At 70.1% G+C, this 24519-nt stretch carries 22 protein-coding genes and 6 pseudogenes; 16 read left to right on the top strand and 12 right to left on the bottom strand.

Features of this window, described 5'->3' with window-relative positions; translation table 11 throughout:
* The first annotated feature begins 731 nt into the window (after positions 1-731).
* Positions 732-1283: a transposase family protein gene (locus ACH4K4_RS33730; RefSeq protein ID WP_398172781.1), complete on the top strand. Its 552-nt coding sequence runs from the start codon at positions 732-734 to the stop codon at positions 1281-1283.
* 357 nt (positions 1284-1640) lie between these two features.
* Here the strand turns inward: ACH4K4_RS33730 and ACH4K4_RS33735 are convergent.
* Both ACH4K4_RS33735 and ACH4K4_RS33740 read right to left on the bottom strand, forming a co-directional pair.
* Positions 1641-1934: pseudogene (locus ACH4K4_RS33735) on the bottom strand (transposase family protein); the annotation flags it as partial.
* Between the two features lie 247 nt (positions 1935-2181).
* The gene (locus ACH4K4_RS33740) at positions 2182-2874 is read right to left on the bottom strand and encodes a GntR family transcriptional regulator (protein WP_398172783.1); all 693 of its coding nucleotides are present in this window, start codon (positions 2872-2874) and stop codon (positions 2182-2184) included.
* 139 nt (positions 2875-3013) lie between these two features.
* Between ACH4K4_RS33740 and ACH4K4_RS33745 the strand changes: the two genes are divergently transcribed.
* The 7 genes from ACH4K4_RS33745 (at position 3014) to ACH4K4_RS33775 (ending at position 9589) form a co-directional block, all read left to right on the top strand.
* Entirely contained in the window at positions 3014-4015 is a 1002-nt protein-coding gene (locus tag ACH4K4_RS33745) for a phosphoglycerate dehydrogenase (protein WP_398172785.1), read from the top strand.
* Positions 4015-4833 (top strand): hydroxypyruvate isomerase family protein, encoded by an 819-nt coding sequence (locus ACH4K4_RS33750; RefSeq protein WP_398172787.1) that lies wholly within the window; start codon positions 4015-4017, stop codon positions 4831-4833. The genes ACH4K4_RS33745 and ACH4K4_RS33750 overlap by 1 nt, the downstream gene beginning before the upstream one ends.
* Complete coding sequence (locus ACH4K4_RS33755; protein WP_398172789.1) at positions 4830-5462, top strand: hypothetical protein; 633 nt, start codon at positions 4830-4832, stop codon at positions 5460-5462. The genes ACH4K4_RS33750 and ACH4K4_RS33755 overlap by 4 nt, the downstream gene beginning before the upstream one ends.
* Entirely contained in the window at positions 5459-6787 is a 1329-nt protein-coding gene (gene otnK, locus ACH4K4_RS33760) for a 3-oxo-tetronate kinase (protein ID WP_398172791.1), read from the top strand. Before ACH4K4_RS33755 ends, otnK begins: the two co-directional genes overlap by 4 nt.
* A 62-nt stretch (positions 6788-6849) precedes the next feature.
* The gene (locus ACH4K4_RS33765) at positions 6850-7908 is read left to right on the top strand and encodes a substrate-binding domain-containing protein (RefSeq protein WP_398172793.1); all 1059 of its coding nucleotides are present in this window, start codon (positions 6850-6852) and stop codon (positions 7906-7908) included.
* Entirely contained in the window at positions 7908-9257 is a 1350-nt protein-coding gene (locus ACH4K4_RS33770) for a TRAP transporter large permease subunit (protein ID WP_398172795.1), read from the top strand. Before ACH4K4_RS33765 ends, ACH4K4_RS33770 begins: the two co-directional genes overlap by 1 nt.
* Before the next feature lie 26 nt (positions 9258-9283).
* Positions 9284-9589, top strand: a complete 306-nt coding sequence (locus ACH4K4_RS33775) for a hypothetical protein (RefSeq protein WP_398172913.1) — start codon at positions 9284-9286, stop codon at positions 9587-9589.
* Positions 9590-9634: 45 nt separating this feature from the next.
* Here ACH4K4_RS33775 and ACH4K4_RS33780 read toward each other — a convergent pair.
* A pseudogene (locus ACH4K4_RS33780) lies at positions 9635-9760 on the bottom strand (LysR family transcriptional regulator); the annotation flags it as partial.
* Between the two features lie 34 nt (positions 9761-9794).
* Between ACH4K4_RS33780 and ACH4K4_RS33785 the strand changes: the two are divergent.
* A pseudogene (locus ACH4K4_RS33785) lies at positions 9795-10021 on the top strand (amidohydrolase); the annotation flags it as partial.
* A gap of 229 nt (positions 10022-10250) precedes the next feature.
* Here ACH4K4_RS33785 and ACH4K4_RS33790 read toward each other — a convergent pair.
* From ACH4K4_RS33790 to ACH4K4_RS33800, 3 genes are all read right to left on the bottom strand, one after another.
* Positions 10251-10559, bottom strand: a complete 309-nt coding sequence (locus ACH4K4_RS33790) for a transposase (RefSeq protein ID WP_398172797.1) — start codon at positions 10557-10559, stop codon at positions 10251-10253.
* A gap of 233 nt (positions 10560-10792) precedes the next feature.
* Positions 10793-11284 carry a MarR family winged helix-turn-helix transcriptional regulator gene (locus ACH4K4_RS33795; protein ID WP_398172799.1) on the bottom strand — a complete coding sequence of 164 codons (492 nt, stop codon included), beginning with the start codon at positions 11282-11284 and terminating at the stop codon, positions 10793-10795.
* Positions 11281-12249 (bottom strand): AraC family transcriptional regulator, encoded by a 969-nt coding sequence (locus ACH4K4_RS33800; protein WP_398172801.1) that lies wholly within the window; start codon positions 12247-12249, stop codon positions 11281-11283. The genes ACH4K4_RS33795 and ACH4K4_RS33800 overlap by 4 nt, the downstream gene beginning before the upstream one ends.
* A gap of 183 nt (positions 12250-12432) precedes the next feature.
* Here ACH4K4_RS33800 and ACH4K4_RS33805 point away from each other — a divergent pair, with 183 nt between their 5' ends.
* The 6 genes from ACH4K4_RS33805 to ACH4K4_RS33830 all read left to right on the top strand — a co-directional run bounded on the left by ACH4K4_RS33805 (position 12433) and on the right by ACH4K4_RS33830 (position 16829).
* A complete protein-coding gene (locus ACH4K4_RS33805; protein WP_398172803.1) occupies positions 12433-13023 on the top strand; it encodes a non-oxidative hydroxyarylic acid decarboxylases subunit B in 591 nt (196 codons plus the stop codon).
* A 45-nt stretch (positions 13024-13068) separates the two neighbouring features.
* On the top strand, positions 13069-14493 hold the full coding sequence (locus tag ACH4K4_RS33810; RefSeq protein ID WP_398172805.1) for a non-oxidative hydroxyarylic acid decarboxylases subunit C: 1425 nt from the start codon (positions 13069-13071) through the stop codon (positions 14491-14493).
* Positions 14494-14545: 52 nt separating this feature from the next.
* Positions 14546-14797 carry a non-oxidative hydroxyarylic acid decarboxylases subunit D gene (locus ACH4K4_RS33815; RefSeq protein ID WP_398172807.1) on the top strand — a complete coding sequence of 84 codons (252 nt, stop codon included), beginning with the start codon at positions 14546-14548 and terminating at the stop codon, positions 14795-14797.
* An 85-nt stretch (positions 14798-14882) separates the two neighbouring features.
* Positions 14883-15440, top strand: a complete 558-nt coding sequence (locus ACH4K4_RS33820) for a quercetin 2,3-dioxygenase (RefSeq protein WP_398172809.1) — start codon at positions 14883-14885, stop codon at positions 15438-15440.
* Positions 15437-16345, top strand: coding sequence for an alpha/beta hydrolase fold domain-containing protein (locus ACH4K4_RS33825; RefSeq protein ID WP_398172811.1), 909 nt, complete (start codon positions 15437-15439; stop codon positions 16343-16345). The genes ACH4K4_RS33820 and ACH4K4_RS33825 overlap by 4 nt, the downstream gene beginning before the upstream one ends.
* Before the next feature lie 274 nt (positions 16346-16619).
* Positions 16620-16829, top strand: coding sequence for a DUF1427 family protein (locus tag ACH4K4_RS33830; RefSeq protein ID WP_398172813.1), 210 nt, complete (start codon positions 16620-16622; stop codon positions 16827-16829).
* 57 nt (positions 16830-16886) lie between these two features.
* Here the strand turns inward: ACH4K4_RS33830 and ACH4K4_RS33835 are convergent.
* From ACH4K4_RS33835 to ACH4K4_RS33850, 4 genes and pseudogenes are all read right to left on the bottom strand, one after another.
* Positions 16887-16994, bottom strand: a pseudogene (locus tag ACH4K4_RS33835) (oxidoreductase); the annotation flags it as partial.
* A gap of 332 nt (positions 16995-17326) precedes the next feature.
* Positions 17327-17458, bottom strand: a complete 132-nt coding sequence (locus ACH4K4_RS33840; RefSeq protein WP_398172815.1) for an integrase — start codon at positions 17456-17458, stop codon at positions 17327-17329.
* A gap of 78 nt (positions 17459-17536) precedes the next feature.
* A complete protein-coding gene (locus tag ACH4K4_RS33845) occupies positions 17537-17929 on the bottom strand; it encodes a 1-deoxy-D-xylulose-5-phosphate synthase N-terminal domain-containing protein (protein ID WP_398172817.1) in 393 nt (130 codons plus the stop codon).
* A 123-nt stretch (positions 17930-18052) separates the two neighbouring features.
* The gene (locus ACH4K4_RS33850) at positions 18053-22414 is read right to left on the bottom strand and encodes an NB-ARC domain-containing protein (RefSeq protein ID WP_398172819.1); all 4362 of its coding nucleotides are present in this window, start codon (positions 22412-22414) and stop codon (positions 18053-18055) included.
* A 288-nt stretch (positions 22415-22702) separates the two neighbouring features.
* Here ACH4K4_RS33850 and ACH4K4_RS33855 point away from each other — a divergent pair, with 288 nt between their 5' ends.
* On the top strand, positions 22703-23293 hold the full coding sequence (locus tag ACH4K4_RS33855; RefSeq protein WP_398172821.1) for a hypothetical protein: 591 nt from the start codon (positions 22703-22705) through the stop codon (positions 23291-23293).
* Between the two features lie 34 nt (positions 23294-23327).
* Here the strand turns inward: ACH4K4_RS33855 and ACH4K4_RS33860 are convergent.
* Both ACH4K4_RS33860 and ACH4K4_RS33865 read right to left on the bottom strand, forming a co-directional pair.
* Positions 23328-23654, bottom strand: a pseudogene (locus ACH4K4_RS33860) (hypothetical protein); the annotation flags it as partial.
* A gap of 637 nt (positions 23655-24291) precedes the next feature.
* Positions 24292-24519: pseudogene (locus tag ACH4K4_RS33865) on the bottom strand (hypothetical protein); the annotation flags it as partial.

The raw sequence follows: 24519 nt of genomic DNA on the forward strand, positions 1-24519 counted from the left end.
ACACAAGCCCGTCACCGCAGCGCCGAAGGGACAGCTGGCTCGTACTGACGGGTACGCGGTGAAACTGTCCACGGCGCAGTAGGTCCCTGGTCGACGCCCCAGTCCAACAGTCCGCGTTCCGCGCCCTCCGCCCTGCTTGCGCTGGGCATGGCCATGTAATTCAGATGGGCTCCGCCGGCCTGCGCCTCCTCCAGCGCCTTGAAGACTTCGCCTTCACCGTCGCATGTTCGCTTCGCGAGGTCATCGCACCGAAGGTGGCCTGCTCGCAGGCGTCGTCGGCCATGACAGGCAGGAGGCCCGGTCGTTGTTAATGAGTCAACGGCCCGGTGCCTGCCGGGACCGACGGCCGACAGAAAAAGCGCGGGGTATGGGCGCGGTAGCGTGTGTACGGTCTCTGCGGAAGGGTGCGGTGCTGGTGGGTACGGCATAACGAGCTCGTGCATGCTTGGCCGACGGGCCGCATGGCGGCATGGTTGCTTCATGGGGAGCGTTGCCCGTGCCGTGATCGTCGACTGTCCGCGGATCACCGGCCTGAGCAGAGACGTGATCGCTGAACTCATCTCCGAGATCGGCCCGTTGTGGGCTGCTCAGCGATGCCGACGGCTTTCGGAACGTCCGAGGCGACGAGCGATGGGAGCCGGGGCACGCTACAAGCTGGTGTTCGTGGACCGGCTCCTCGCCACGCTTGTCCATCTCCGCCACGGAGTCACGTGCTGGCCTGCTGGTTTAGGGTGGACCGTTCTTCCACCATCACCCGGGCGATCGGGGAGATCCGGCCTTTGCTGGCCCGGCGTAGCTGTGCGGTGGGGCCGGGCATCCGGCTGCGCACGCTCACTGACGTCGTCGACTACCTCGGGGCCAGCGGGCAAAGTGCCATCATCGACGCCACCGAGATCCGCGTCCGCCGTCCGGCCGCAGGCATCGACGGCCGCGACCGCTTCATCTCCGGCAAGAGCAAACAGAACGCGGTGAAGATCCTGGTGGTCACCGATGACCAGGGCCGACTGTTGTTCGGCGGTGCGCTCAAGCCGGGCAGCTGCCCCGACATCACCCAAGCCCGCGATGCAGGACTTGTGGACCTGCTCGGCAGACACCGTGGCTTGCGCATCCTCGCTGAAGCCGGCTACCAGGGGCTGGGTGCACAGACCGGCGGCCAAGTGATTACGCCACCACACCGCAAGTTCAAGAAGAACCCTCCGACCTGGTGGGAGGAACGGTTAGCCCTGCAGCGCAGGGCTCGTGCGTCTCGACGCATTCGCGTCGAGCACGGCATCGCCACTTGAAGAACTGGCGGGCCCTGGCTCGCCATCTTGGTCGGCGCGACCTCTTGGCTGAACTCGTCCCAGCTATCGCCGGGCTGGCAGCCCTCCACCGAGCCCCACCACAGGCTGCCCCGACGGGGTGAGATCGGCCAGAGGACCACTTGGCCATGCCCGTCGGCCAACCATGCACGAGCTCGTTAAAGTCGCATGAGTTGAAACGAAGGTCTTCCGAGCGCGCCTCTGATGCGTCGGAGAGTACGCGTGAGCGTTGCTGTGCGGACATCACGTCTCACTGCGGTGCGCGTGTGATTCTTGAATTCGCGATGTGGTGGGGTGAGTACCTACCCGTCAGACTGGCACCCAGGCTGGGGAAGCCGACACCTCGCCGACTGCCGGGGTGACCGTCGAGCGCTCGACACCGAACAGGGCACCCAAGACCGCGTGTGGCAGGTCGTGCCGCAGATGGATCAGCGTGACCAAGCCGGCCCACGAACACCAGCTGGTAACGGGCACTCGCACCCTGGGCACGCTTGCGCGCTCGACCGCGGGCCCGGGCCCGTCCGTCTTCCGTCGCAGCTGCCCACGGACCGGCCAATCCTTCAACCAGAGCCGCCAAGTGCGCCGTCGAATACCCCTGAACACCGGATGCGTCATCATCGACCGTTCAACCATGCCCCTCACCGCAGGAGCATGCCCCTCCGCTGCCACGCACCAACTCGTAAGGGGCCGACGACCGCAACGTAGTGCTGTCGATCCTGGCGAAGAGGGCCCTTGGGCGGCGGGGCATCGTCTCTGGCAACAAGGCCCTCGCGAGCCCAGCGACCACTCGATGCGAAGTGTCTTCTTGCCCGGGAGTCGGTTCGCCATAAAGGGCGGAACCCGACCTGCACCGGCAACGGCAGCCAGGGGTGTGGAGCGGTTATGCCGTGGCGACGGCCTGGCGGTCGGAGAGGGCGCGGGTCTTCGCGTTCTCGATGTGCTGCCGCATCCGCTCGGCGGCGCCGTCCGCGTCGCCGGCCGCCATGGCGTCGTACACCGCCGTGTGCTCTCGCGCCGGGGAATGCGCCTCGGAGGACCCCAGTTCGGTGAAGAGCCGGAAGCGCTGCACGTGGCCGCCCAGCGCGCGGTACGCGGAGGCGAGGAAGGGGTTGCCGGACTGCTCGGCGATCAGCAGGTGGAACCGCTCGTCGGCCGACCAGTAGGCGCGTACCGACGTCGAGCCGGCCGAACGGGGCGCGTCCGCGCACTGCTTGAGTTCCTCGACGCTCTCTCGCAGCTCGGCCAGGAATTCCGGCGTGGTGCGGCGCGCCGCCTCGTAGGTGAGGGCAGGTTCGAGGACGAGCCGCGCGTCCATCAGCTTGATCAGCTCGTGTTCGGTGAAGAGGGGCGCGACACGGTAGCCCTTGAGTGCTTCGCGGTGTACGAGCCCGGTGTGTTCGAGCCGGGCGAGGGCCTCGCGCAGCGGCGTCTGACTGACGTTCAGTTCACGGGACAGCGCGCCGATGTTGAGTGCCTGGCCCGGTGACCACAGTCCGTCCATGAACTGCCCCAGCAGGGCCTCGTACATCTGGTCGGCCAAGGGCTGCCGAGCCGGCCGGCGCGTTGTTGCCATGGTGCCTCCTTCGCCGACCGACGATAGCGCAGCCTCACCGCCTCTTGATCGCGTATTGCTCGCTATACTATTTTGCTTATCGCTATAGTATAGCGGTCGTGTCTCGAAGTATAGCGGTCGTGTCTCGAAGGAGTCCTCGATGACGGACAGGCGCGTACTGGTGACCACGGCGTACCTCGAACCCGGCGATGAGGTCCACCGGCTGCTCCGCGACGCCGGGTTCGCCACCGTGTTCGCCCGGCCCGAGGACCGGCGGAGGAGCGGGCGCTCGCTGCGGGAGGCCGTCGCGGACGCGGACGGGGTCGAGGGGATCGTGGCGGGCACGGACCAGTTCACGGCCGAGGTGCTGGAGGCCGCTCCGCTGCTCCGCGTCGTCGGCCGCTGCGGCGCCGGATACGACAACGTCGATGTCGCCGCGGCCACCCGGCGCGGTGTCGCCGTCACCCACACGCCCGGCGCCAACCGGAGATCGGTCGCCGAGTACGTGCTCGGGCTGCTGGTGTGCTGCGCGCGCGGCATCCCGCGGAACGCCGCCGACGTCCGCGCCGGAGGCTGGCCGCAGCCCGGCGGGCGTGAGCTGGGCGGCGCGACGCTCGGCATCGTCGGGCTCGGTTCGATCGGGCAGGCCGTCGCCCGGCTGGGACTGGCGCTCGGCATGCGCGTGCTGGCCTACGACCCGCACCTCGACCGGGCGTTCCTGGAGGAGACCGGAACGCGGGCGCTGCCGCTCGCGGACGTGCTGCGCGAGTCCGACTTCGTCACCCTCCACATCGCCCTGGACGCGACCACCCGGCACCTGATCGACGCCGCCGCGCTGCGCCGGTTGAAGCCCGGCGCGTATCTGATCAACACGGCACGGGGCGGGGTGCTGGACGAGGACGCGCTGGCGGGCGCGCTCGCGCGCGGCGAGCTGGCCGGCGCCGCGCTGGATGTGCTGGAGCGTGAGCCGCTGCCCGCCGGCAGTCCGCTACGTGGCCTCGACAACGTCCTTGTCACCGGACACATCGCCGGGGCGACGGTGGAGGCACGTTCCCGCTCCAGCCTGTCGGCCGCGCACCAGGTGCTCGACGTGCTGCGCGGGCAGGCCCCGGCCCACCTGGTCAACCCGGGCTACCGCGACGCACGGAACGCGGTGCGGTGATGCGTACACCCCACGGGCAGCGCCTGGACGCCAACCTCAAGTGGCTCTTCACCGAGCTGCCGTTCGAGCGACGCTTCGACGCGGCGGCCGCAGCGGGCTTCACCGGCGTCGAGTACGCCGCGCCCTACGTGTATCCGGCACGGCGGCTGCGCCAGCTGCTCCGGGACGCGGGACTGTGCCAGGTTCTGATCAACTCCCCGCCGGGCGAGCCGGGTTCGCCGGAGCGCTCGGGGTCCGCCTGCCTGCCGGGCCGCGGCGGCGCGTTCCGGGACGGCATCGAGCGCGGGCTGGAGTACGCGGTGGAACTGGGCAGCGAGTTCCTGCACGTGCTCGGTGGCGTCCGGCCCCCGGACGTGAGCCGGGACCGCGCGTTCGCCCAGTACGTGGTCAATCTCGGCTGGGCCGCCGAGCGCGCCCACGGCACGGGCGTACGGCTCGTCCTGGAGGCGCAGAACACACGCGACGCGCCCGGCTTCTTCCTGGAGACCCAAGCGCAGGCCGCTGCCGTCGCCGACGCGGTCCGCACTGTGGACGGGGACGGCGCGCACGGCGTCGGCCTGCTCTTCGACGTCTACCACGCGCAGGTCGCCGAAGGTGACCTGGTGCGCACTTTGCGGACGTACCTGCCGTACGTCCAGCACGTCCAGATCGCCGATCCGCCCACGCGCACCGAGCCGGGCACGGGTGAGATCGCCTGGCCGCTGGTCTTCGACACGCTGCTCGCGGCCGGGTACTCCGGCTGGATCGGGTGCGAGTACACCCCGGCCACCGACACGGTCTCCGGGCTCGGCTGGATCGGGACGCAGGTGGCACGATGACCGGCGGAAACCCCCGTATCGCGCTGATCAGCGCCACCCCCGCCGCCATCGGTCCGGCCGTCGCGGGGCTCGCGGACGAGTTCCCCGGCGCCGAGCCCTGGAACCTGCTCGACGACACGCTCCTCACCGACGCCCACGCGCACGGCGGCCTCACTCCCGCACTCGCCGGGCGGATGCGGCGGCTGATCGGGTACGCGGCCGGAGGCGGCGCGCGGGGCGTGCTGCTCACCTGCTCGCTGTACGGACCGGTTGCCGAGGACGCACACGAGGCCAGGGACGCCGGGGTTCCCGTGCTGGCCCCGGACGCCGCCGTCTTCCGCGAGGCCCTGGCGGGCGGGCACCGGCGCATCCTCGTGCTCGCCTCCTTCGAAGCGGCCCTGCGCGACTCGCTCGCCCGATTCCGAGCCGCCGCGCGCGCCGCCGACGTGCGTGTGGAGGCCGTCGGCGCGGTGGCACCACCCGGTGTGCGGCCACCGGACGACGGCGCCGACGCCGTCCTGCTGGCCCAATTCTCGCTCGCCCCGCACGCACGGGAGCTGTCCGCCGGGCTGGGGCTGCCGGTCCACTCAGGCCCGCACGCCGCCGCCAGGGCCTTGAAGAAGCTTGTAGGAGAAGGGATTTCGGCGTGATCGGCGTCATCGCGGACGACTTCACCGGGGCCACCGACGTGGCCGCAGCCCTGCGGCGCGCCGGGCTTCGCACGCTGCTGTACTTCGGAGTGCCAGAGCCGGGCAAGTCCACCCCCGAGGGCGGCGGACGCGCCGCGCCGCCCCCGGGCCATGACGCGCTGGTCGTCGCCCTCAAGAGCCGGATGCTGCCGGCGCCGGACGCTGTGGCGCGCTCGCTGGAGGCGCTGGCCTGGCTGCGGCGGTGCGGCGCACGGCACTTCTACCTCAAGTTCTGCTCCACCTTCGACTCCACCCCGGACGGGAACATCGGGCCCGTTCTCGACGCGCTCGCCGACGCGCTCGCCGCGCCCACGGTCCTGCTGACGCCCAGCTCGCCGGAGCACCTGCGCACCGTCTACCGGGGCCACCTCTTCGTCGACGACCAGCCGCTGGCGGAGTCGGCCATGCGGCACCATCCGGTGACGCCCATGACGGACTCCTCCGTGCCCCGGCTGCTGCGGGCCCAGACGGACCGGCCGGTGGAGTCGCTCTGCTGGGAGACCGTACGCGAGGGCACCGCTGCGGTCAGGGCGGCACTCGCCACTTCCGGGGCGCGCGGCACTCGTTACGTCATCGCGGACGCGCTCGACGCGGACGACCTGCGTACGCTCGGCGCCGCCGCCGGCGCCGCGCCGCTGACCGCCGGCGCCGCGGGCCTGGCCGGCGGCTTGGCACACGCCCACGCGACCACGGTCACGTACGCCGACGACGAAGCGTCCGGGACCGGGGAGTCCCCGGAGACGGGCCCCGCGGCCGTGCTGTGCGGGAGCTGTTCGGCGCGCACACGGGAGCAGCTCGGCGTCCTGACCGGCCTGGGCCGGCCGGCCCACCGGCTGGACCCGGTCACCGAGCCCGATCCGGCGGCGCTCGCCGGGCAGGCGCTCGCCTGGTACGACGCGCTGCCGCCCGGCGAAGCCCCGGTCTTCTCCTCCTCCCTCCCGCCTGACCGGTTGCGCGAGACACAGCGGGCGCTCGGCGCCGAACGCGCCGCCGCCGTCCTCGAACGGGCCACCGGGCTGATCGCCGCGGGCCTGGTGGAGCGCGGCGTACGCCGTGTGATCACGGCGGGCGGCGAGACCTCCGGCGCCGTGGTGACAGCCCTCGGCGTCACGGCCGGCTGGATCGGAGCGGAGGCGGCGCCCGGCGTGCCGTGGATCCACCCCACGTCCGGCCCCCGGATCGCACTGCTGCTCAAGTCCGGAAACTTCGGCGCGCCCGACCTGCTGGCCACCGCCTCGGCCGGTCCCTCCTCACGTTCCACCCCCAGCGGAGGACTTCATCCATGACACCGCACCGCTCTTCACCGGATTTACCAGAGCGCGAGGCCGTGGCCGCCACCGCACATGCGGTGGTCCACACACACTCCCCGCACGCCGCCGCCGTCTCCTGCCTGCGCGGGCTCAATGAGGACGACGCGCTGCCCCCGCTCACCGCCTACTACGCCATGCGGGTCGGCCGCCTGCCGCTGCTGCCGTACTTCCCGCCGGGCGACGCGGCGCTGGCCGAGGCCGCCGAGGCACAGGCCCGGACCCACGCGGCGCTGCTGCTACGACACCACGGCCCGATCGTGGCGGCGCCCACCACGGGCGAGGCGCTGGACACGATCGAGGAGCTGGAGCAGACGGCGAAGGTCTTTCTGCTGGTGCGCGGAACGGATTACGCGCAGCTCACCGAGGCGCAGCGCTCGGTCCTCTTCCCGGCCCAGGCGCGCTCCGTCTCACTGTTCAGCGCACTCGCCGTCAAAAAGGTGCTGGACGAGGGCCTGCTGGACGCGTTCAGCGACCGGACCGGCATCGCCGTCGATAGCGTCTACGAGCCCACGAACGTCCTGCTGAAGAAGATCGAGGACGGCGCGCGGCCCGATGTCGTCCTCGGCGTGACGGGGACATTGGAGGACCTGGCCGCTTCCGGCGTCCTCAGCGCGTCCTCGCTGCGCCCCGTCGCGCGGGCGGGCATCGGCGTGGCCGTGGCACCCGGAGCCGAGGCGCCCGGCATCGGCAGCACCGACGCGCTCGTCACCGCGCTGACCTCGGCGCGTTCCGTGGCGTACTCCCGGACGGGCGCCAGCGGCGTCTACTTCGCCGCGTTGCTGGAACGCCTGGGCATCGCCGGCGAGGTGAACGCGCGAGCCACCGTCATCGAAAAGGGCTTCACCGCCCGCGCGTTGACCGACGGACGCGCCGACCTTGCCGTCCAGCAACTGAGCGAGCTGCGCATCGTCCCCGAAGCGAAGATCGTCGGACCGCTCCCGGACGACGTCCAGCACTACACACCACTCTCGGTCGCGCTCGGCGCCGGGTCCGAAGGGCGGCCGGAGGCCCGCGCACTGCTGGACCACCTCACCGGCGGTCCGGCGCTGGACGCGTACCGCGCCGCCGGGCTGGACGTGCCGCGGGCACCGCGCTGATGAACGCGATCCTCGCCCTGGTGGCCTTCATCACGGCCATCGTCGTCTGGAACGTCGCCGTCAAGCGGAACGTGGGCGAGTCGATGGCCGTCGGCTTCCTGGCGAGCGTCGCCTTCGCGGGCACGGACGCGCTGCGCGTGGGCTGGGAGAGCCTGGTGGCGGGGCTGAAGTCCGAGATCACGTTCGCGGCGCTGGCCTTCGTCTTCGTCAGCGAACTGCTCACCAGTACCGGTCTCGTACAGCGTCTGATCGACCTTCTCAGCTCGCTTCTCGGCCGCCACAAGGGCGGCTCGGCGTATGCGGCGACCGTCGCCTCGGGCCTGTTCGGCGCGGTCGCGCACAACGGCGCGGCCATCGTGGCCACCGTCGGCTCCATCGCCATCCCGTGGATGAAACGCTCCCGGGCCGGCGGCGAGACCGCCGCACTGGTGCTGTCGGGCAACGCGGGCATCGGCGCGACCTTCCCGTTCAGCGGCGCGTTCTTCGTCCTGCTGGCCGCGCCGACCGTGGTACCGGTCCTCGGCTCACACGACGTCGTCGCCACCCTCTTCGTCACCGGAGCCTGGATGATCGCCATGCGGCTGGTCATCGCGTACGCGATCGTCCGACGGCGCGGCGTCGGCGCCATGGCGCCGCAGGACATCCACCCGCTGCGCCGGTCGTTCACCGCGGGCTGGACCGCGCTGTTGGTGCCCGCCGCCGTCGCCCTCCCGATTCTGCTGACCACCTCGCCGGGCCGGGAATGGGCGACAGACCGGCTGCACGGCCTCGATGTCAGCGACGCCGTGCCGCTGCTGGTCTGGCTGCCCCTGGCGATGCTCGTCGCCGGGCTCCTCGTCGAGCGCAAGGCGCTGCCGCGAGGCGCCCGCGCGTGGTGGGGGCTGCTGGCCCGGGTCAGCCCGAAACTCGGGCTCGTCGGAGTGACGATGCTCTTCGCATTCGCCGCCTCCGAGGTACTGAGCCGGCTGGGGCTCGGCGCCGAACTCGCCCCGTACATGCAGCACCTGGCAGGCGTCCCGCCGCTGGTCGCGGCACTGGTCGTGGGCCTCGTCCTCGTGATCGTCGCGGGCCCGCTGAACACCACCTCCACCCTCGCCGCTGTCGGCCCCGTCGCCTTCGCCGCGCTGACGGCCGCCGGAATCCCCGCGCACGTCGCCTTCGCCACGATCATCATCTGGGCCTCGTCCGAGGGCTGCTCGCCGCCCGGCGCCGCGCCGCTGTACGTCGCGGCCGGCATCGCGGACATCGACCCGGCCCGCATCTTCCTGCCGGTCGCCCTCTACTACCTGGTGCCCACATACGTCATCGGCGTGCTGGTGGCGGTCGGAGTCCTCTGGATCCCCGGCTGAGCCGGGCCGCTCAAGGGAGAGCGCTCATGCACACCCCGCTCCGTTCCCGTACGAACACCCCCACCACCGTCCACACCGTCCTGCTGACCGTGACGCGCGTCCTGCTCGCCCTCTTCCTCCTCGCCGGGTTCCTCGTCGTCATGGGCCAGGTCATCGCCCTGGCACTGGGCGACAGGGAACTGATGGAACTATCCGGAACCTCCATGACCGACGCCGCGTGCGTCATCGCGGGCGGCGCGGGAATCTGCTCGTTCCTCCTGCTCTACACCCACGCGGGGAGGAACGGCGGCACGATGGAGTGCCCCTACGCAGCCGAAGAAGCCGACTCCTGACGGGCAGACGGCCGGCTGACGCGGGCGGAGAACGCGAAGACCGCGAACCCGCCCGCCCGTCTCGATGAGCCAGATGTGGGCGGCGTCGTGCGTGTGCACGGGATACCACCACAGGGCCTCCTGGACGGCTACGGCTGCGTAGGGGCACTCCATGACGCGTACGGGAGCCACGCAGCCGGCCGGCAAGCAGTTCCTGGACGAGGGCTCCCACCTGGTCTTCTCGGGCGCCCTCGACCGGCACCCGGCCCTGCATCTGGTAGCCGTGCGGGGGGGGCGGCTACCTGCGCCCATTGCCCGCTCCGACCACGTCCGGCGGGCCGCCCTGACGCCCGCGGCTGCGCGCGGGAGCCGAGCAGCTACCTCAAGCGCTTCTGGTTCGACTCGCTGGTGCACGACCCGGCCGTCCTGCGGAAACTGATCCGCGCCGCCGGGCCGGCATGTGCGTGAAGCACTCTGAAGTTCTCCTGGGGGATGAGCCCCAGGTCGAAGCCACGTCCCGAGGCCGGCTCCGGTTACGGCATGGCCGCTCGGTCGAACGGACAGCTACGAAGGCGGCCGACCGGGGCTGGGGCAGGCACTCACCAGATGAGAACTGTCGGTGTCATCACTCATCGCGTCTCCTACCGGTCTCGAACAAGGCCAACGGGCAGCAGACGCCGAACTACACAACTTGGCATGTAAGGCTGACAACCGGGTTCTGACCGCGGGAACCTGGCATCCGCGGCCACCTCGGGAAACCACGCGTGGGCCAGAGCACCCCCGATCTGGTCTTCCCGACCCAGCCGAGGTACTGCACGCCCACGTGCGCGGTCGCGTAGCCGTCCTTGCGGCCCCCGGAATCATCGACCACCAGCACCCCGCCCGGATGCGGGGCGGTTACCGGGTCGGTCAGCAGCAGCTGAAGACGCCGGGCGTTGGCCGCTTCCTGGTCCCAGGTGGACTCGGAAAGGAAGAACTGCAACCGCTGCACCGCCGCATGCTGGGCGCCGCCGGCTCCGTACCGGCCAGGCAGGTCAGCGTCTTGTTCCGGTCCCGCGGCAGCAGCAGCCCGGCCAGGTAGCGGATCCGGCGCGGGCGGACACGACAGGCGCTTGGTCGTCTCAAGCTCCCCCACCACAGGCTGAGGCTCTCACTTCCGGCGTACCGCCACCACCGCCCGCCGTCAGCAAATCACCGCTAGCGGGTGCCTGACCTGGCTGCCGGCTATGGCGTGGCGTCACGCGGGGCCGGGGTGCTGTTCTCCATGTCCGGCCTGGCCGCGCCGGCCTCCAGAGCAGCCGGGCCCCACGGGCGTTCGAGAGTCTGGCGCAGGGTGGTGAGTGTCGGCGGGCCGAGGCGTTTGCCGAGGTCGTCCTCCAGCCGGGCGATCAGGGTGCGGGCGAGACGGTGCACGCGTCGGCCTTCGGCGGTCATGACGATGATGCGGCGGCGGGCGGAGGCGGGGTCCGGGGTCTGTTCGAGCAGGCCCATGCCGATGAGGGCGTGAACGGCCTGGTGGGCGCTTTGCCGGGCGACGTCCATCCAGCGGGCCAGGTCCGAGACGGTGGCGCCGTCGGGCGGCAGGTGGGCGAAGACGTTTTGCTGGCCGAGGGTGATGGGCCGCTCGCCCGCATCGGCCATGGCGGCGGCGAGCGCCGTGTCGAACCAGTGCTTGGCGTCGGCGAGGAGTTGGGGGAGGTTGCGGTCGGGGTTCATGAAAGGTCCTCGCTGGGGTCGTCGGCTGTCACCTGAGAGCCGGCGGAGTGCTGGGAGGCCGGCGCGGTGCCGGCGGCCCAGGCGCGGAAAGCGGTGGGTGTGGTGCCGGTGCGTCGGCGGAAGAAGGCGCTGAAGGCGGTGGCGTGGTGGAAGCCGACGCGTTCACCGATGACGGCGGGGGGCAGGGCCGTGTGCGCGAGGAGGCGTTTGGCCTCCAGCAGGACGCGGTCGTCGATGAAGCGTTTGGCTCCGCAGCCGACGGCCGCCCGGGTGGCGCGGGTGAGGGTGCGCACGCTGTAACCGAGCCGGGCGGCGTACTCCTCGACGCGGTGGGTGCGGCAGAAGCCCTCTTCGACGGCCTGCCGGAAGCGGCGGAAGGGCTCGTCGCCGGGGTTGTCGGACGGCGGGGTGCCGTCCAGGTGGGCGAGGTGGAGCAGCAGGGCGGACAGCAGGCTGCGCATAGCTTCGATGTGGGCCTTCAGCGGCAGCGCGGCCACGTCGCCGTAGCCCTCTTCTAGCGCCCTGCGGATGTGGCCGAGGGCGGGTGTCTGACGGGCGGTGGGACGCAGCAGGCGGCACCGGGTGTGGTCCTCCGCGCCGGTGATGCCGACCGTGGCGGTGCTGAGGAAGCCGGGCGGGAAGAGGATCGCGGTGCCGCCGGCCTCGGTCAGGTGCGTGAGGAACTGCAGGACCTGCCCCGGACGTACCCACAGCCAGGTACCGGGGGTGAGGTCGAAGGTGCTGAAGTCGACAGAACAGCGCAGGGTTCCGGTGGTGACGGTGAGCAGTTCGTGGAAGGCCGGGCGCCGGGGACGGTAGGGGTCGAGGCCGTGGCCGCGCGCCCGTGCGGCGAGCCGGGGAAAGCCGAGAACCTCCACACCCGGTGGCGAGCCGGGAGTGGGGCGGTAGGGGACGGCCACGATGCCGTCGGCGGTCCCGCCCTCAGGGTGTCCGTTTCTGTTCATGACGTGTCTCAAGTGTAGGGGATGGCCCTTCTGGCACCGCCTTAGCGTTGTGGTGCGAGCAGGTGGCGATGAGACGGCGTGACAGGCCCTGCCCGGGCGGTGGCGCTCAGGCGGCCACCGCCACTCGGCGACCGGAAACCATCAGTGAGGCCGGCGGTCCGGCCGGCGTGAGGGAGGACTGCTGTGCGGTTGATCATCGGGATGACGGGAGCGACCGGCGCGGTCTTCGGCGTCCGGCTGCTGGAGAACCTCCAGCAGCTGCCGGAGGTGGAGACCCACCTGGTGTGCTCGCGCTGGGCCCGCTCGACCATCGAACTGGAGACGGGACGGTCGGCACGGGAGATCGCCGCGCTGGCCGACCACGTACACGCGCCGGAGGACCAGGGCGCGCCGATCGCCTCGGGGTCGTTCCGCGTGGACGGGATGGTCATCGTGCCGTGCTCGATGAAGACGCTGGCCGGAATCCGCACCGGGTACGCCGACGGCCTGCTGGCCCGCGCCGCCGATGTGGTGCTCAAGGAGCGGCGCCGTCTCGTGCTGGTGCCGCGGGAGACACCGCTGAGCGAGATCCACTTGGAGAACATGCTGGCCCTCGCCCGGATGGGCGCCCAGATCGTCCCGCCCATGCCCGCCTTCTACAACCGCCCGCAGAACGTCGACGACATCGTCGACCACATCACCGCCCGCGTCCTGGACCAGTTCGGCCTCCCGGCACCCGCCGCCCGCCGCTGGCAGGGCATGCGCGAGGCCCGCCGGGAACGGCCCGCCGCCTGACACCCCATCGCAGGCACTCAACAGCGAACCGAAGGAGCCTTTTTCATGGCCCACGACGACCTGCGCAGTTTCCTCGACGCCCTGGACCGCGAGGGCCAGCTGCTGCGCGTCACCGACGAGGTGATGCCCGAGCCGGACCTGGCCGCGGCCGCCAACGCCGCCCCGCGCCTGGGCGATACGGCCCCGGCGCTGTACTTCGACAACGTCACCGGCTTCACCGACGCCCGCATCGCCCTGAACGTCCACGGTTCCTGGGCCAACCACGCCCTGGCCCTGGACCTGCCCAAGGACACCCCGGTCAAGCGGCAGGTGGAGGAGTTCATCCGCCGCTGGAACGACTTCCCCGTCGCCCCCGAGTGGCGCGAGGACCCGCCGTGGGCGCAGAACACCATGGACGGCGACGAGGCGGACATCTTCCAGGTGCTGCCGCTGTTCCGTCTCAACGACGGCGACGGCGGCTTCTACATCGACAAGGCCGCGGTCGTCTCCAAGGACCCCGAGGACCCGGAGAACAGCGGCAAGCAGAACGTCGGCATCTACCGCATCGAGGTCAAGGGCAAGCGCAAGCTCGCCCTTCAGCCCGTGCCCATGCACGACATCGCCCAGCACCTGCACAAGGCCGAGCAGGCGGGCGAGGACCTGCCCGTCGCCATCACCCTGGGCAACGATCCGGTGATCTCCATCGTGGCGTCCACCCCGATGAAGTACGACGAGAACGAGTACGAGCTGGCCGGCGCGCTCCGCGGCGCTCCCGCGCCTCTCGCGCCCGCCCCGTTGACCGGCCTGCCCGTGCCGTGGGGCTCCGAGGTCGTCATCGAGGGCGTCATCGAAGGCCGCAAGCGCGAGATCGAGGGCCCCTTCGGGGAGTTCACCGGCCACTACTCCGGCGGCCGCCGCATGACCGTCATCCGCATCGACAAGATCTCCTACCGCAGCCGGCCGGTCTTCGAGCACCTCTACCTGGGCATGCCCTGGACCGAGGTCGACTACCTGATCGCCGCCAACACCTGCGTGCCGCTGTACCAGCAGCTCAAAACGGAGTTTCCGGAGGTTCAGGCGGTCAACGCCATGTACACCCACGGCCTGGTGGTCATCGTCTCCACCGCCAAGCGCTATGGCGGCTTCGCCAAGGCCGTCGGCCTGCGCGTGCTGACCACACCGCACGGCCTCGGCTACGCGACCACCGTCATCGTCGTGGACGAGGACGTCGATCCCTTCAACCTGCCCCAGGTCATGTGGGCGCTGTCGACGAAGATGAATCCGTCCGGGGACCTCATCCGTATCCCCAACCTGCCGGTCCTCGAACTCGCACCGCAGGCGCAGCCCCCCGGCATCACCGACAAGCTCGTCATCGACGCCACCACGCCCGTCGCCCCCGATACCCGCGGCAACTACGGCAACCCGGTCCGCGATCTGCCCGAAGCCGCGGCATGGCTCGATCGCCTGCAGCAGCTGGCCGCCGACCGCTGACCCAGGCCCGCCGGCCACCGGCCGGCCGGGCACGACCGCATGAAGGAGCCGCATGTCCGAGAAGACCGTCTGCCCCCGCTGCGCCCACCCCGCGATCACGCGGCTGTTCCCCTCTCCCGTTCCCGGGGCGTGGGACGTCCTGCAGTGCGAGCAGTGCCTGTACTGCTGGCGCACCAGCGAACCGGCACGCCGCACCACCCGCACCGCCTATCCCGACAGCTTCAAGCTGACCGTGGAGGACATCCGCAGCGCGCCGGAGGTGCCCGCCGTCCCCCCGCTGCGCCGGGATCGTGAAGGCCGTTAGGCATCTCATACCCGCCGGGAACTCCCGCACCGCGCCGTTGTCAGGTAACCTGACATCAGACTTTTCATGAGGAGGAGAAACACTCTTGACCGCCGAATACGCGACCCGCTACCGCACCCGCTCCCACATCCCCGCCGAGCCGGGCGTCCCCTACTTCATCGAAAAGGGCATGGGTGACCGCGCCCACCTCTTCGGCGACCTGGTCACCATCTACGCGGGCGGTGAGCAGACGGAGAACACCTTCAACTTCTTCACCGTCGAAGGCCCCAAGGGCGACATCATCCCGGCCCACGTCCATCCCGACACCTATGAGGTCTTCTACATCACCGACGGAGCCGTGCGGCTGTTCGCCGAGGACCTTGAGGGCAACCAGTACGAGAAGCTGCTGACCCCCGGCGACTTCGGCTTCGTACCCAAGAACTGTCCGCACGCCTACCGCATCGAGCGCCACCACAGCCGCGTCGTCGGCGTCGCGGCCGGCCCCGGCGGCACCTTCGAGCGGTTCTTCGAAAACCTCGGCGTGCCCGCCGAGCAGCTCGGCCTGCCGCACCAGCCCGTCATCCCGGAACCCGGGAAGTTCGCGACCGTCCCGCAGCAGTACGACGTGCGCTTCCTGCCCGACCACCAGTGGCGTACCCAGTGACGGCGCCCGGGCCCTCGCTGCACGAACTCATCGCCGCGCCCCACCCCGACCGCGCCGCCCTGCCGCCCGCAGCGGTGAGCGCGCCCGGGGTACGGGAACTGCGCGGAGTGCCCTACCAAGAAGTCGAGGGCGGCCGCCCGCTGGAACTCGACCTCTGGCTGCCTGAGGCAGACAAGGCGGCAGGCCCTGTCCCGCTGGTGCTGTTCGTGCACGGCGGCGCCTGGCGCCGGGGACGGCGCGACGACATGGGACTGCGCACCCGCCACTGGTCTCCCCGGCCCTTCGCGCGCATCGCGGCCGCGGGCTTCGCCGTCGCCTGCGCCGACTACCGGCTCAGCGGCGAAGCCACCTTCCCCGCCCCGCTGAACGATCTGCGCTCCGCCTTGCGCTGGCTCACCCTGCGCTCGGCGGAACTCGGCATCGACACCGGGCGGACGGTGGTGTGGGGCGAGTCCGCCGGCGGACACCTCGCCTCACTCCTCACCCTGACCGAGGCCGATCCCGTGAGCAGGGGGTACGCGCAGCCGGCCGGTGCCGTGGTCTGGTACGCACCGAGCGACCTGACCACCGCCCGGGGCTGTTTTGCTCCCGACGACCCCGCCACCCCCGAGGCGCGCATGCTCGGAGCGGCCCCGGCCACCGTCCCGGAGCGCGCCCGCGCGGCCAGCCCCCTCGCCCACGTCCGGCCCGGCGCCCCACCGTTCCTCCTGGTCCATGGAGACCAGGACACTCTGGTGGACTGCTCGCACAGCCGGTCCCTCGCCGCAGCACTGGAGCAGGCCGGCGCGCCGGTCGAAGCGTGGACGGTGCCAGGCGCCGATCACGGCTGGTACGGCCTGCCCGACGCCGAAGTGGAGAAGCTCTTCAGCCACTCCCTGGCCTTCGTCCGCCGTCTCCTGGCCTAGCGATTTCCGGGAAAACCAGGGCGGTACCGGCCGGCCATGACCCGTGAAGAACCGCACGGGGCCTTCCTTCGGGTGTGAAGACGAAGGGGCCCCGTGCGGCCTCGACCATTCTTGGCTTCTGCGGTGGCTCATGGGGTTCTTCGACAACACGGGACCCCTCACCGAGGAACTGGTCCTGCCGCAGCAGCCGCATGCCCCCCCTCCCCCGCTCCCCCGCCCAACGCGCTGTGCAGCCTGCTCGGCATGCTGCTGAGCCAGGCCGTTCTGGGGCCCTGTGACCGCCCCACGCACGGCCCGTACGGCAGCATTCGCGCGCCGGGCGAGGGGCTTCCTCCTCGCCGGAACGGTGATGGGCGCCGTCTACTGGGCCATGGACGCCGCTGCACCCGCGCCGCCCCTGCTGAGCCTGTGCGGACTGGCGGGCGTCCTCCTCGGCGAGCGGGTCGCCACGACCTTCCGTACACGGTTGGCACGGCGCCGCTGACCCACCCCCGGGGAACCCACACCCTTCGGGGACGCCCGCCCCGAGAGAGCCACAGGTGCCCTCCTGGCACGAGGAGAGGACCCGCACGCCGGCCTCCTCGACCGTCTGGAGGACGGTCTTGTCCGGCGGGACGGTCATCGTGATGCCGCTCCGGGAGAGTTCCACCTCGAAGGAGGTCCGAGGGACGTGCGTCTCGCTATGTCCCTCTGTTCGGCGACTGCCGGATCAACACGACGTCACCGGGCTCGCCTCGACCTCCCCCGAAGCGCACCGACAGCCCACCCCAGCTCCCGGGTGGCTGAGAAACCAAGATCCGGACCATACGCGGACCAACGCTCTCCGAGGGCCCGTTGGCGACCGTCAAAGCAGCAGGTCAGCACCGTCGTGAGCTCTGCACCACCAACAGACGAAGAACCTGTTGGTGAGCTACTCACCGAAGAAGCTGGGGTTCTTCTAGGCCCCCAAAAAAGGGCGTCTGATCTGCACCAGATTCCCGTTCAGTCCCCAGCTGCGGCCTCCGTGCTGCCGTCCCGCCGGCGCATCGATTCCTCAATCAGGTGGTTGGCGTGATCACGAGCCTCGGCGAGGAAGTAGGCGTAGTAGCGGGACAGCACCTGGATACTCTGCAACCACGCCAGCCCTGTTCCCTGCCGTCCGGCACCGACGCGCTGTCGCAATCCTGGCCGACGGGCGGCCCATCGCCGTTTTCAGCAGATGATGGTCGTGCTTCCAACCATGGCCGCGCATAGATGCACCGCGGAGTACCACCGTGTCCGTGTGGAGAACGGCGTCGTGGTCTGCGAGGAGTCTTCCGGTTGGTGTGCCCCCGGAGGCCGGGCAGTGGGGCCGACGGCGTGCAGGCAGTCCGCCTCGGCATGCTCCGCGGTCAGATGTCCCTTGCCCGTGGTGGTGACGACGTGCACCGCCACGGGACGCCGTAGCGCCCGCGCCCGATGCAAGGCGGCTTCGATGGGCGCAGTGTCGTGGCCGTCCAGTGGGCCCAGGTAGACGACGCCGAGCGAGGTGAACAGGTTCGAGCCCGCCGCATCGCCGTTCTTGCGCAGGGTGGCCTGGTGGTCGGCGAGGTGAGTCCACCACACGACAGCAGCGGGGACTGGCCACACGGCGCATAGCCAGCTGTCCTGAGCCGTGCTCCCGGAGGACGACATGACAGCCCCCACTTCCAAGCACGGCAAAAGGGTTCCGCTGGCGTCACCTGGAGATCACCCTTTGCCGAACTGAAGGAAGTAACAACCACGGGCTCCTCCGGCGTGCACGCGTGTACCGTGCGACGCCAGGGCGGCCAACGGGCCGTCCACTCGAAGAGAGCAGACAGCCTTTCCCGATTCCGGGTCCCACACCCGGATGCTCCGGTCCTGTCCGACGGAGACTAGAAGAGTCCCACCGGAGCCCTTGATCAGGCTCAGCGCGGTGACCGGGCCGACATGGCCGGTCAGAACATGGTGCAGGTCGCCTGTTCTCGGGTCCCACAGGCGGATGCCGCCGTCCCGGCCGGCTGCGGCCAGCCATGAACCGGTCGGGTCGGCCAGGAGAACGCGAAGGAGACCGTCTCCGTCGCTGAGTTCGTGCCGGAGGACGCCTTCTCGTGGGTCCCAGATCAGCACGCGGTGGTCACCTGTCGAAGCCAGCCAGGAACCGTCGGGAGCAGGAGCCAGCGCCGAGATGTCCCGCCGGTGCCCGGGCAGTGTATGTAGGCGGCCGGTCGTGAGCACGCGGACATGGACAGGGTTTTCGGTTAGCGAAGTCCTTTCACCGCCACCACCGGCGATCCACTCGAAGTCCGGGGCGACGGCGATGACGAGGAGAGGATCCGCTAGGCCGGCGAACTCGGTGGCCGCCTCGATACCGGATCGCACATCCCAGATCCGGAGCGAGCCGTCGCACGCGGCCACATGGAAGGGCATCGCCGGCACCAGATCCGTCACCCAGAAGCTGTGCGGCCCGAGTTCCCTCGGGCCGGCCCAGCCATCGGTCTGCCAGACCCTGACCAGGCGGTCTCGGCCGGCGCTCGCGAGCCAGGAGCCGTCCGGCCCGAAGGCCACGGCCTCGATCTCGCTGTCGCCCGCTTCCAAGGTGCGCTCGACGGTGCCGTCCTCGGCGTTCCAGACGCGCAGCGACGTGTAGTTGGCCGAAACGAGTCTTCGTCCGGACCGATCTATGGCGAGCGAGGCGACACCTTCCTCGGCGGGCGGTGCGACGCCGGTCCCGTGATGCCAGACGCGGACGGTGGCGTCATCCGCGAGCGAGGCGATCCATTGCCCGTGCGGCGGTGCGACGATCTTCTGGACCGACAGCGCGTGGCCGACCAGCGTGGACCGCCGGAGGCCCGATGTCACGTCCCAGACTCTCAGGTAGGCGTCGTTTCTGCCCGCGACTCCTCCTCCACCTGAGATCAGCAGGTCCCCGTCAGCCGAGAGAGCCAGAGCATCCTGCATGGGGAGTCCGTCGACGCGCCATCTCGCGCGCGGTTCGCGACCGTCGAGATCCCATACCCCAACGAAGCCGCCGTCGTCCTCCATCAGGTTTCCACCCGCTCCGGCGATCCATTCACCGTCGGATCCGACGATCATCGCCCGAACGAACTTACGTCCGCTGTCGATCTCCCAGAGTGCCGTTCCGGTCGTCAGGTCCCACGCGCGCACGACACCGTCCCCGGCTGAGATCAGCGAGGAGGAGCAGGCAGCGAAGGCCATCACTCGGGTGGCGAACTCATGCCCCGGGAGCTCGCACCGCAGGTCGCCCGTCTCCAGGTCCCAGAGCCTGATGTGGGTGTCCCTGTTCAGATCGCCTCCGGCCGATGCCAGGAACCGCCCGTCGATGGAGATCGCGATCACGGAGACCGGCGACTGGTGGTCCTCCAGCCGGTACCGCAGCGCACCGGTCTCGGTGTCCCAGACCCAGACGGTCTGATCCTCCCCGCCGGCGGCCAGCGTTCTGCCGTCACCGGTTGAGGCCAGGCACAGGACGGGACCGCGCGGTCCGGCCAGAGCAGGCCGCTCGACCGTCATCGCCATGTCCCAGAGCCGGACGCCGTCCGCGGCAGAGGCCAGCCAGGCCCCGTCCGCGGACATCTCCAGCGCGTTGATTGGTTCACCGTGGCGGAAGGAGCCGGCCTGGGCTCCTGTTCCGCCGTCCCAAAGGATCAGTGTTCCGTCCGTCGTCCCCACCGCCAGCACCTTCCCGTCCGGGGTCGTTGCCAGCGATCTCGCGAGTTGGACGTCTCGGGTCAGCACGCGCATCAGAGCCGCGTGCGGCAGGTCGGGCGGTGGGCTCGTCATGGCCAGGTACGGGCCGGCTTGAGCCTGCAGCAATGCCGTCGAGATCGGTGCGGCAGGAGCGGCCGCCAGGATTCTGGACGCCAGCGTGGCGGCGACCGATCCCCTGGGCTCAAGCTCTGCCAGCAGGTGGGCATTCTGCTGGATCACCGATGCCAGGTCTGCCGCGACCGGGTCGGCCGGCAGCGCCAAGTCCGTCGCGATCGCAGCCGCGCCATGGATCTCGAGCTTCTCGGTCACCCAACGCGGGTTCAGGACGCTGGTACGCAGTTCCTTCGCCAGTCCCGCGTCCCGCAGGTGGGTCGCCACCCACGACCACAGATACACCTGATCAGGTGGGAGCTGCCACCAGGCGCCGTCGGGCAGTAGATCACGATGCGCGTTGAGGAAACGTGTGTGCATCCGCCCAAGCTCACCACGCAGACGACCACGAAGGTAGGCGCGGATGACGTCGTGCAACCGGAGAAAGGGTGTCGCACCGCGACGGTAGTCGGCCAGCAGGGACAGATCGGCGAACCTGTGCAACAGCCTGACGACCTGAGTGGTGTTCAAGCCGCCCGTATGCGCCCAATACCGGCGTACCACCTCGACTGGGACCTTCACGTCCTCCGGAAAGATCGCGAGCTCGTGGAATCGCCGCTTCTGAGCTGGAGTCAGCCGCTTCATGCTGATCTTCACGGTCATCGAGACCGCCTTGGTACGGTCACGCCGGTCAGCGGCGTCCAGCGCGGTGAGGCCGCTCTCACGCAACTGGTCGCGGAGCTCGACGAGGGCTACCGCCGCGTCGGCGCCCCGCTTGATGTCGTCACGGGCCGCACCGTTGACCAGGCGGAGAAGGACCGGCCAGCGTCCCGTGATCCCCAGCAGATCCGCCTGAGCCGCTTCAGGTACCTGGCCGAGACCACTCGTCAGCAGGGCCCGCGCCTCCATCGCGGTCATCGCGTCGACGTCGACCGCCGCCGCGCCGTAGGGGACGACACTATGACGGCGCGTGGTCACCAGCCGCACACAGTGAGGTCCCCCGATCAGCAGCGGATTCAGCTGATCCTGATGCCAGGCGTCGTCGATGACCAGGAGAAATCGCCGGTCGCCGAGAAGCGCTCCCAGCTCGGCTCCTGCCGCGAGCGGATCGGTATACGGCGGTTTGCTACCGGACACGACCGCACACACGTTGTCGATGGTCTCCGCGAGCGCGGCGTCTTTGAGGCCCTCGTTCAGCTGGATCCACAGTATTCCGTCGGGAAACAGATCCCGGACCTGACGGTCATGGACGAGCATGCGCGCCATCGTGGTCTTGCCGAATCCACCGGCGCCCGCCAGCGCCGTGGTCATCGCGACGACGCCGGTCTCTTCGGAGGTGAGGCTGGCGACCAACTCCCGTGCGATCTCCGGCCGAGGAATGTCCCGAGGCTCGGGCGAGGGCACCGAGTAGATCGCAGCCCGCCCAGACTGGCCGCTTTGCCGGCCCTGGCCATCGACCTCTTTGCCGATCACCGCCTCGTGAAAAGTGGCGCCATGGCCGATGTTGATGTGGTCGCCGCCGCTGTGCCGCGCGTTCACCGGGCGGGGGTCGAGTTCGCGGATGATAGCGATCGCAGCCATAGCGGCGTTCGCGGCGGCACGGGGCTGCGAGCCGCCCTCGTCGGCTTCGGCTTTGCCGGGGTCGGCCTTGTCGCTGATACCGCGGATGACGAGGGCTTCAAGGTCGCCAGTGAGGTGGGCGGCATGGGCGACGCCGGAGCCTTCCATTTCGACGGCGGCGGCGTCTTCGTAGTGCCGTTTGATGAGGGCGGCGGTGGCGGAGGCGGGATCGACGAGGACGATGTTGGCGACGGCTACGGGCTCGAAGTGCACGTCTGTCCGTCCGCGCAGGGCTGTGAAGGCTGCGCTCTTCAGGCGTTGCGGGGCGTGCCAAGCCTCGGGACGGGTGAGGAAGCCGTCTTCGGAGTGCTTGCCGCCGTCGTAGGCATAGATTTTGGTGGCGATGACGACGTCGCCGATGTCGATGTCGTCCTTGAGGCCCCCCGCGACGCCGACAAAGAAGAGAGCCTGGGGTTTCAGCCAGGCGTTGAGGAGTCCGGTGAGGATGGCGGCGTTCAGCGTGCCGGAGTCGATCCACACGAGGGCGATGTGCCACGGAGTGCCAGGGAGCACGCCCCGTTCGGCCCGAGTGCCTGTGGTGGGGTGTACGAGCCTTTCGATGCCGGTGAGGTGGTCGCGTACGGCTTCGTACTCCAGGGAGAGGGCAGTGAGGATCACGATGGTGGGATGTGAATTCGGCTCTGCCACGGGACCATCCTCACCTGAGCGAATTGCGGTGGTGCGTTAAGTGTGCCCGCCCGAAGGAGCGTTGTGGAGCGGGATGTTCGGGGTCATCGGCGGCTGAGTTCGGCGACTTACCCGAATCCGAACGCATCGGTCGACAAGAATCGGCAGTGTCCGTGACAGCACTGAGTCCGGCCCTGGGCCGCGCCTTCGAGCTCACGCCGTGCGTAAAGACGCTGACCGCTTCCTTCCGCCCTCCGCTCTGGGATGCTCAAGACAGAGCAAGGTGCGGGCGGAAGGCGGGGGAAAACCATGTCGTCGGAGCAGCGGGCACAGGGGAACGGGAGAGAGTCGGAGATCACGGTCGGGCAGCTGTTACTAACGGAGTATCAGGCAATCAAGGACGAGCAGAAGGCCCGTATCGGCTTCCGCGATAATCTGCTGTACGTGACACTGGCTGCCGCCGTCGCCGCCGTCATCGCCTCCGTCTCGCAGGCCAAGCAGCCGCAGATGCTGCTCGCGTTACCGCCAGTCTGCGTGGCCCTGGGATGGACCTACCTCATCAACGACGAGAAGATCTCAGCGATCGGCGCCTATGTGCGAAACGAGCTGGGGCCGCGTCTCGCGGCGGCGACCGGAAGCCCCGACGCCGCCGAGATCGTTTTCAGATGGGAGACCTCTCACCGCAGCGATGCGCGGCGCCGCTCGCGCAAACTCATCCAGTGCGCGGTCGACCAGGGGGCGTTCTGCGCAGTTCCGCTGGCTGCACTTGTCACGTACTGGGTGTACGGAGACGGTGGGGCACTGCTGATCGGGCTGTCCGTGATCGAGGCGCTGGCCATCATCGGGCTTGCCGTCCAGATCCTCCTGTACGCGGGGATGCTCGGTACCGGCGAACGCTAGCGGTCATCGGCGAATCGGAAGCACGAATGCATAGCTAACGATTCCCCACGGCATTTCGACTGACGCCTGGTAATGCCCCGTGCCTGCGGAGCAGACGCCGACGGCAGCGTTCGAAGCGGGATTTGGCTCTGCCGAGGGCGACGAGGTGGGGCGCGTTCACTGCCCGCCGCCGAGCCTGGGCGGATCCCATCAGCTTGAAGACCATGGCCAGGACGGCCGCGCGGGATCCGGCACCCTTGGTGACCTTGGTGACCTTGGTCCGCAGTCGCACGGTGACGAAGGTCGACTCGATCGGGTTCGTGACGCGCAGGTGGGTCCAGTGCTCGGCGGGGACGTCGAAGAAGGCCAGCAACTCGTCCGCTGTACCCGCCAGTACAGCGCGGCTGGCCCCGCGGTCTTTGCCCTGTAGCTGCCGCCCTTCACGCCGGTTCACCGCTGAGAGCAACGGGAATGAGGGGAAACTCGAAGGGTGCAACGCACCCGGCCGGCCTTCGACCGGTTGTGGGCAAGCAGACGTTCGTACCGGTACCAAGGCCAGCCGGAGCGTGCCTCCCGGAGTCCCGTGCATCAGCGTCGGCCGGCACTTCCATCGGATCACGACGGATTGCGTCGCTCCCGCTCGTGAGCCGCTTCCACCCCCACGGACACCCCCACCCCAGAAGGGCCCTCGCGGTCGACACAGAACGTAATCATCTACAACCTGGCACCCCCTCAGGCAACTCAGCACCGATACGACCGGAGATGGCCAGAGGTAATCGGACTTGCACACCCCCCGACCCGTCACGCCCACCTGAGTCAGGCGACCCCCCGCATCACCCGCTAGGGCGATAAAGCAGCAGACCAGGGCACCACCCTGCGCGACGCTCAGCGAGACCCCCGGACACTCCCGAAGACCCCGGCCCGGGACCGGACCAGGCGCTGGCCACCCGTCAGGCCCGGGCCGCCGGACGCACGACCGCCGCCTGGGCCCGCGCCAACGCCGCCGACCCGCGCCGCGGCGTCGCCAGCCGCCGCGCGTCGGGGTGCCGGCGCGGCAGCGACGCCTTGCCACCCCCGTACCGCGACAGCTCCGCCAGGCGCCGCGGCGGCGTCCCCGACACATCCAGGGCGCCCATCCCGAGCGCGGCGATCTCCTGCGCCCGGTGACGGGCCATGGGAACGAACGGGGCCGCCGCCCCTCGGAAGGTGAGCGGCGGCCTCTCGTCCTCCTCGCGGAGGCGTGGCCC

This window comes from Streptomyces sp. NPDC017529 (genome assembly GCF_044329785.1).
Lineage (GTDB): Bacteria > Actinomycetota > Actinomycetes > Streptomycetales > Streptomycetaceae > Streptomyces.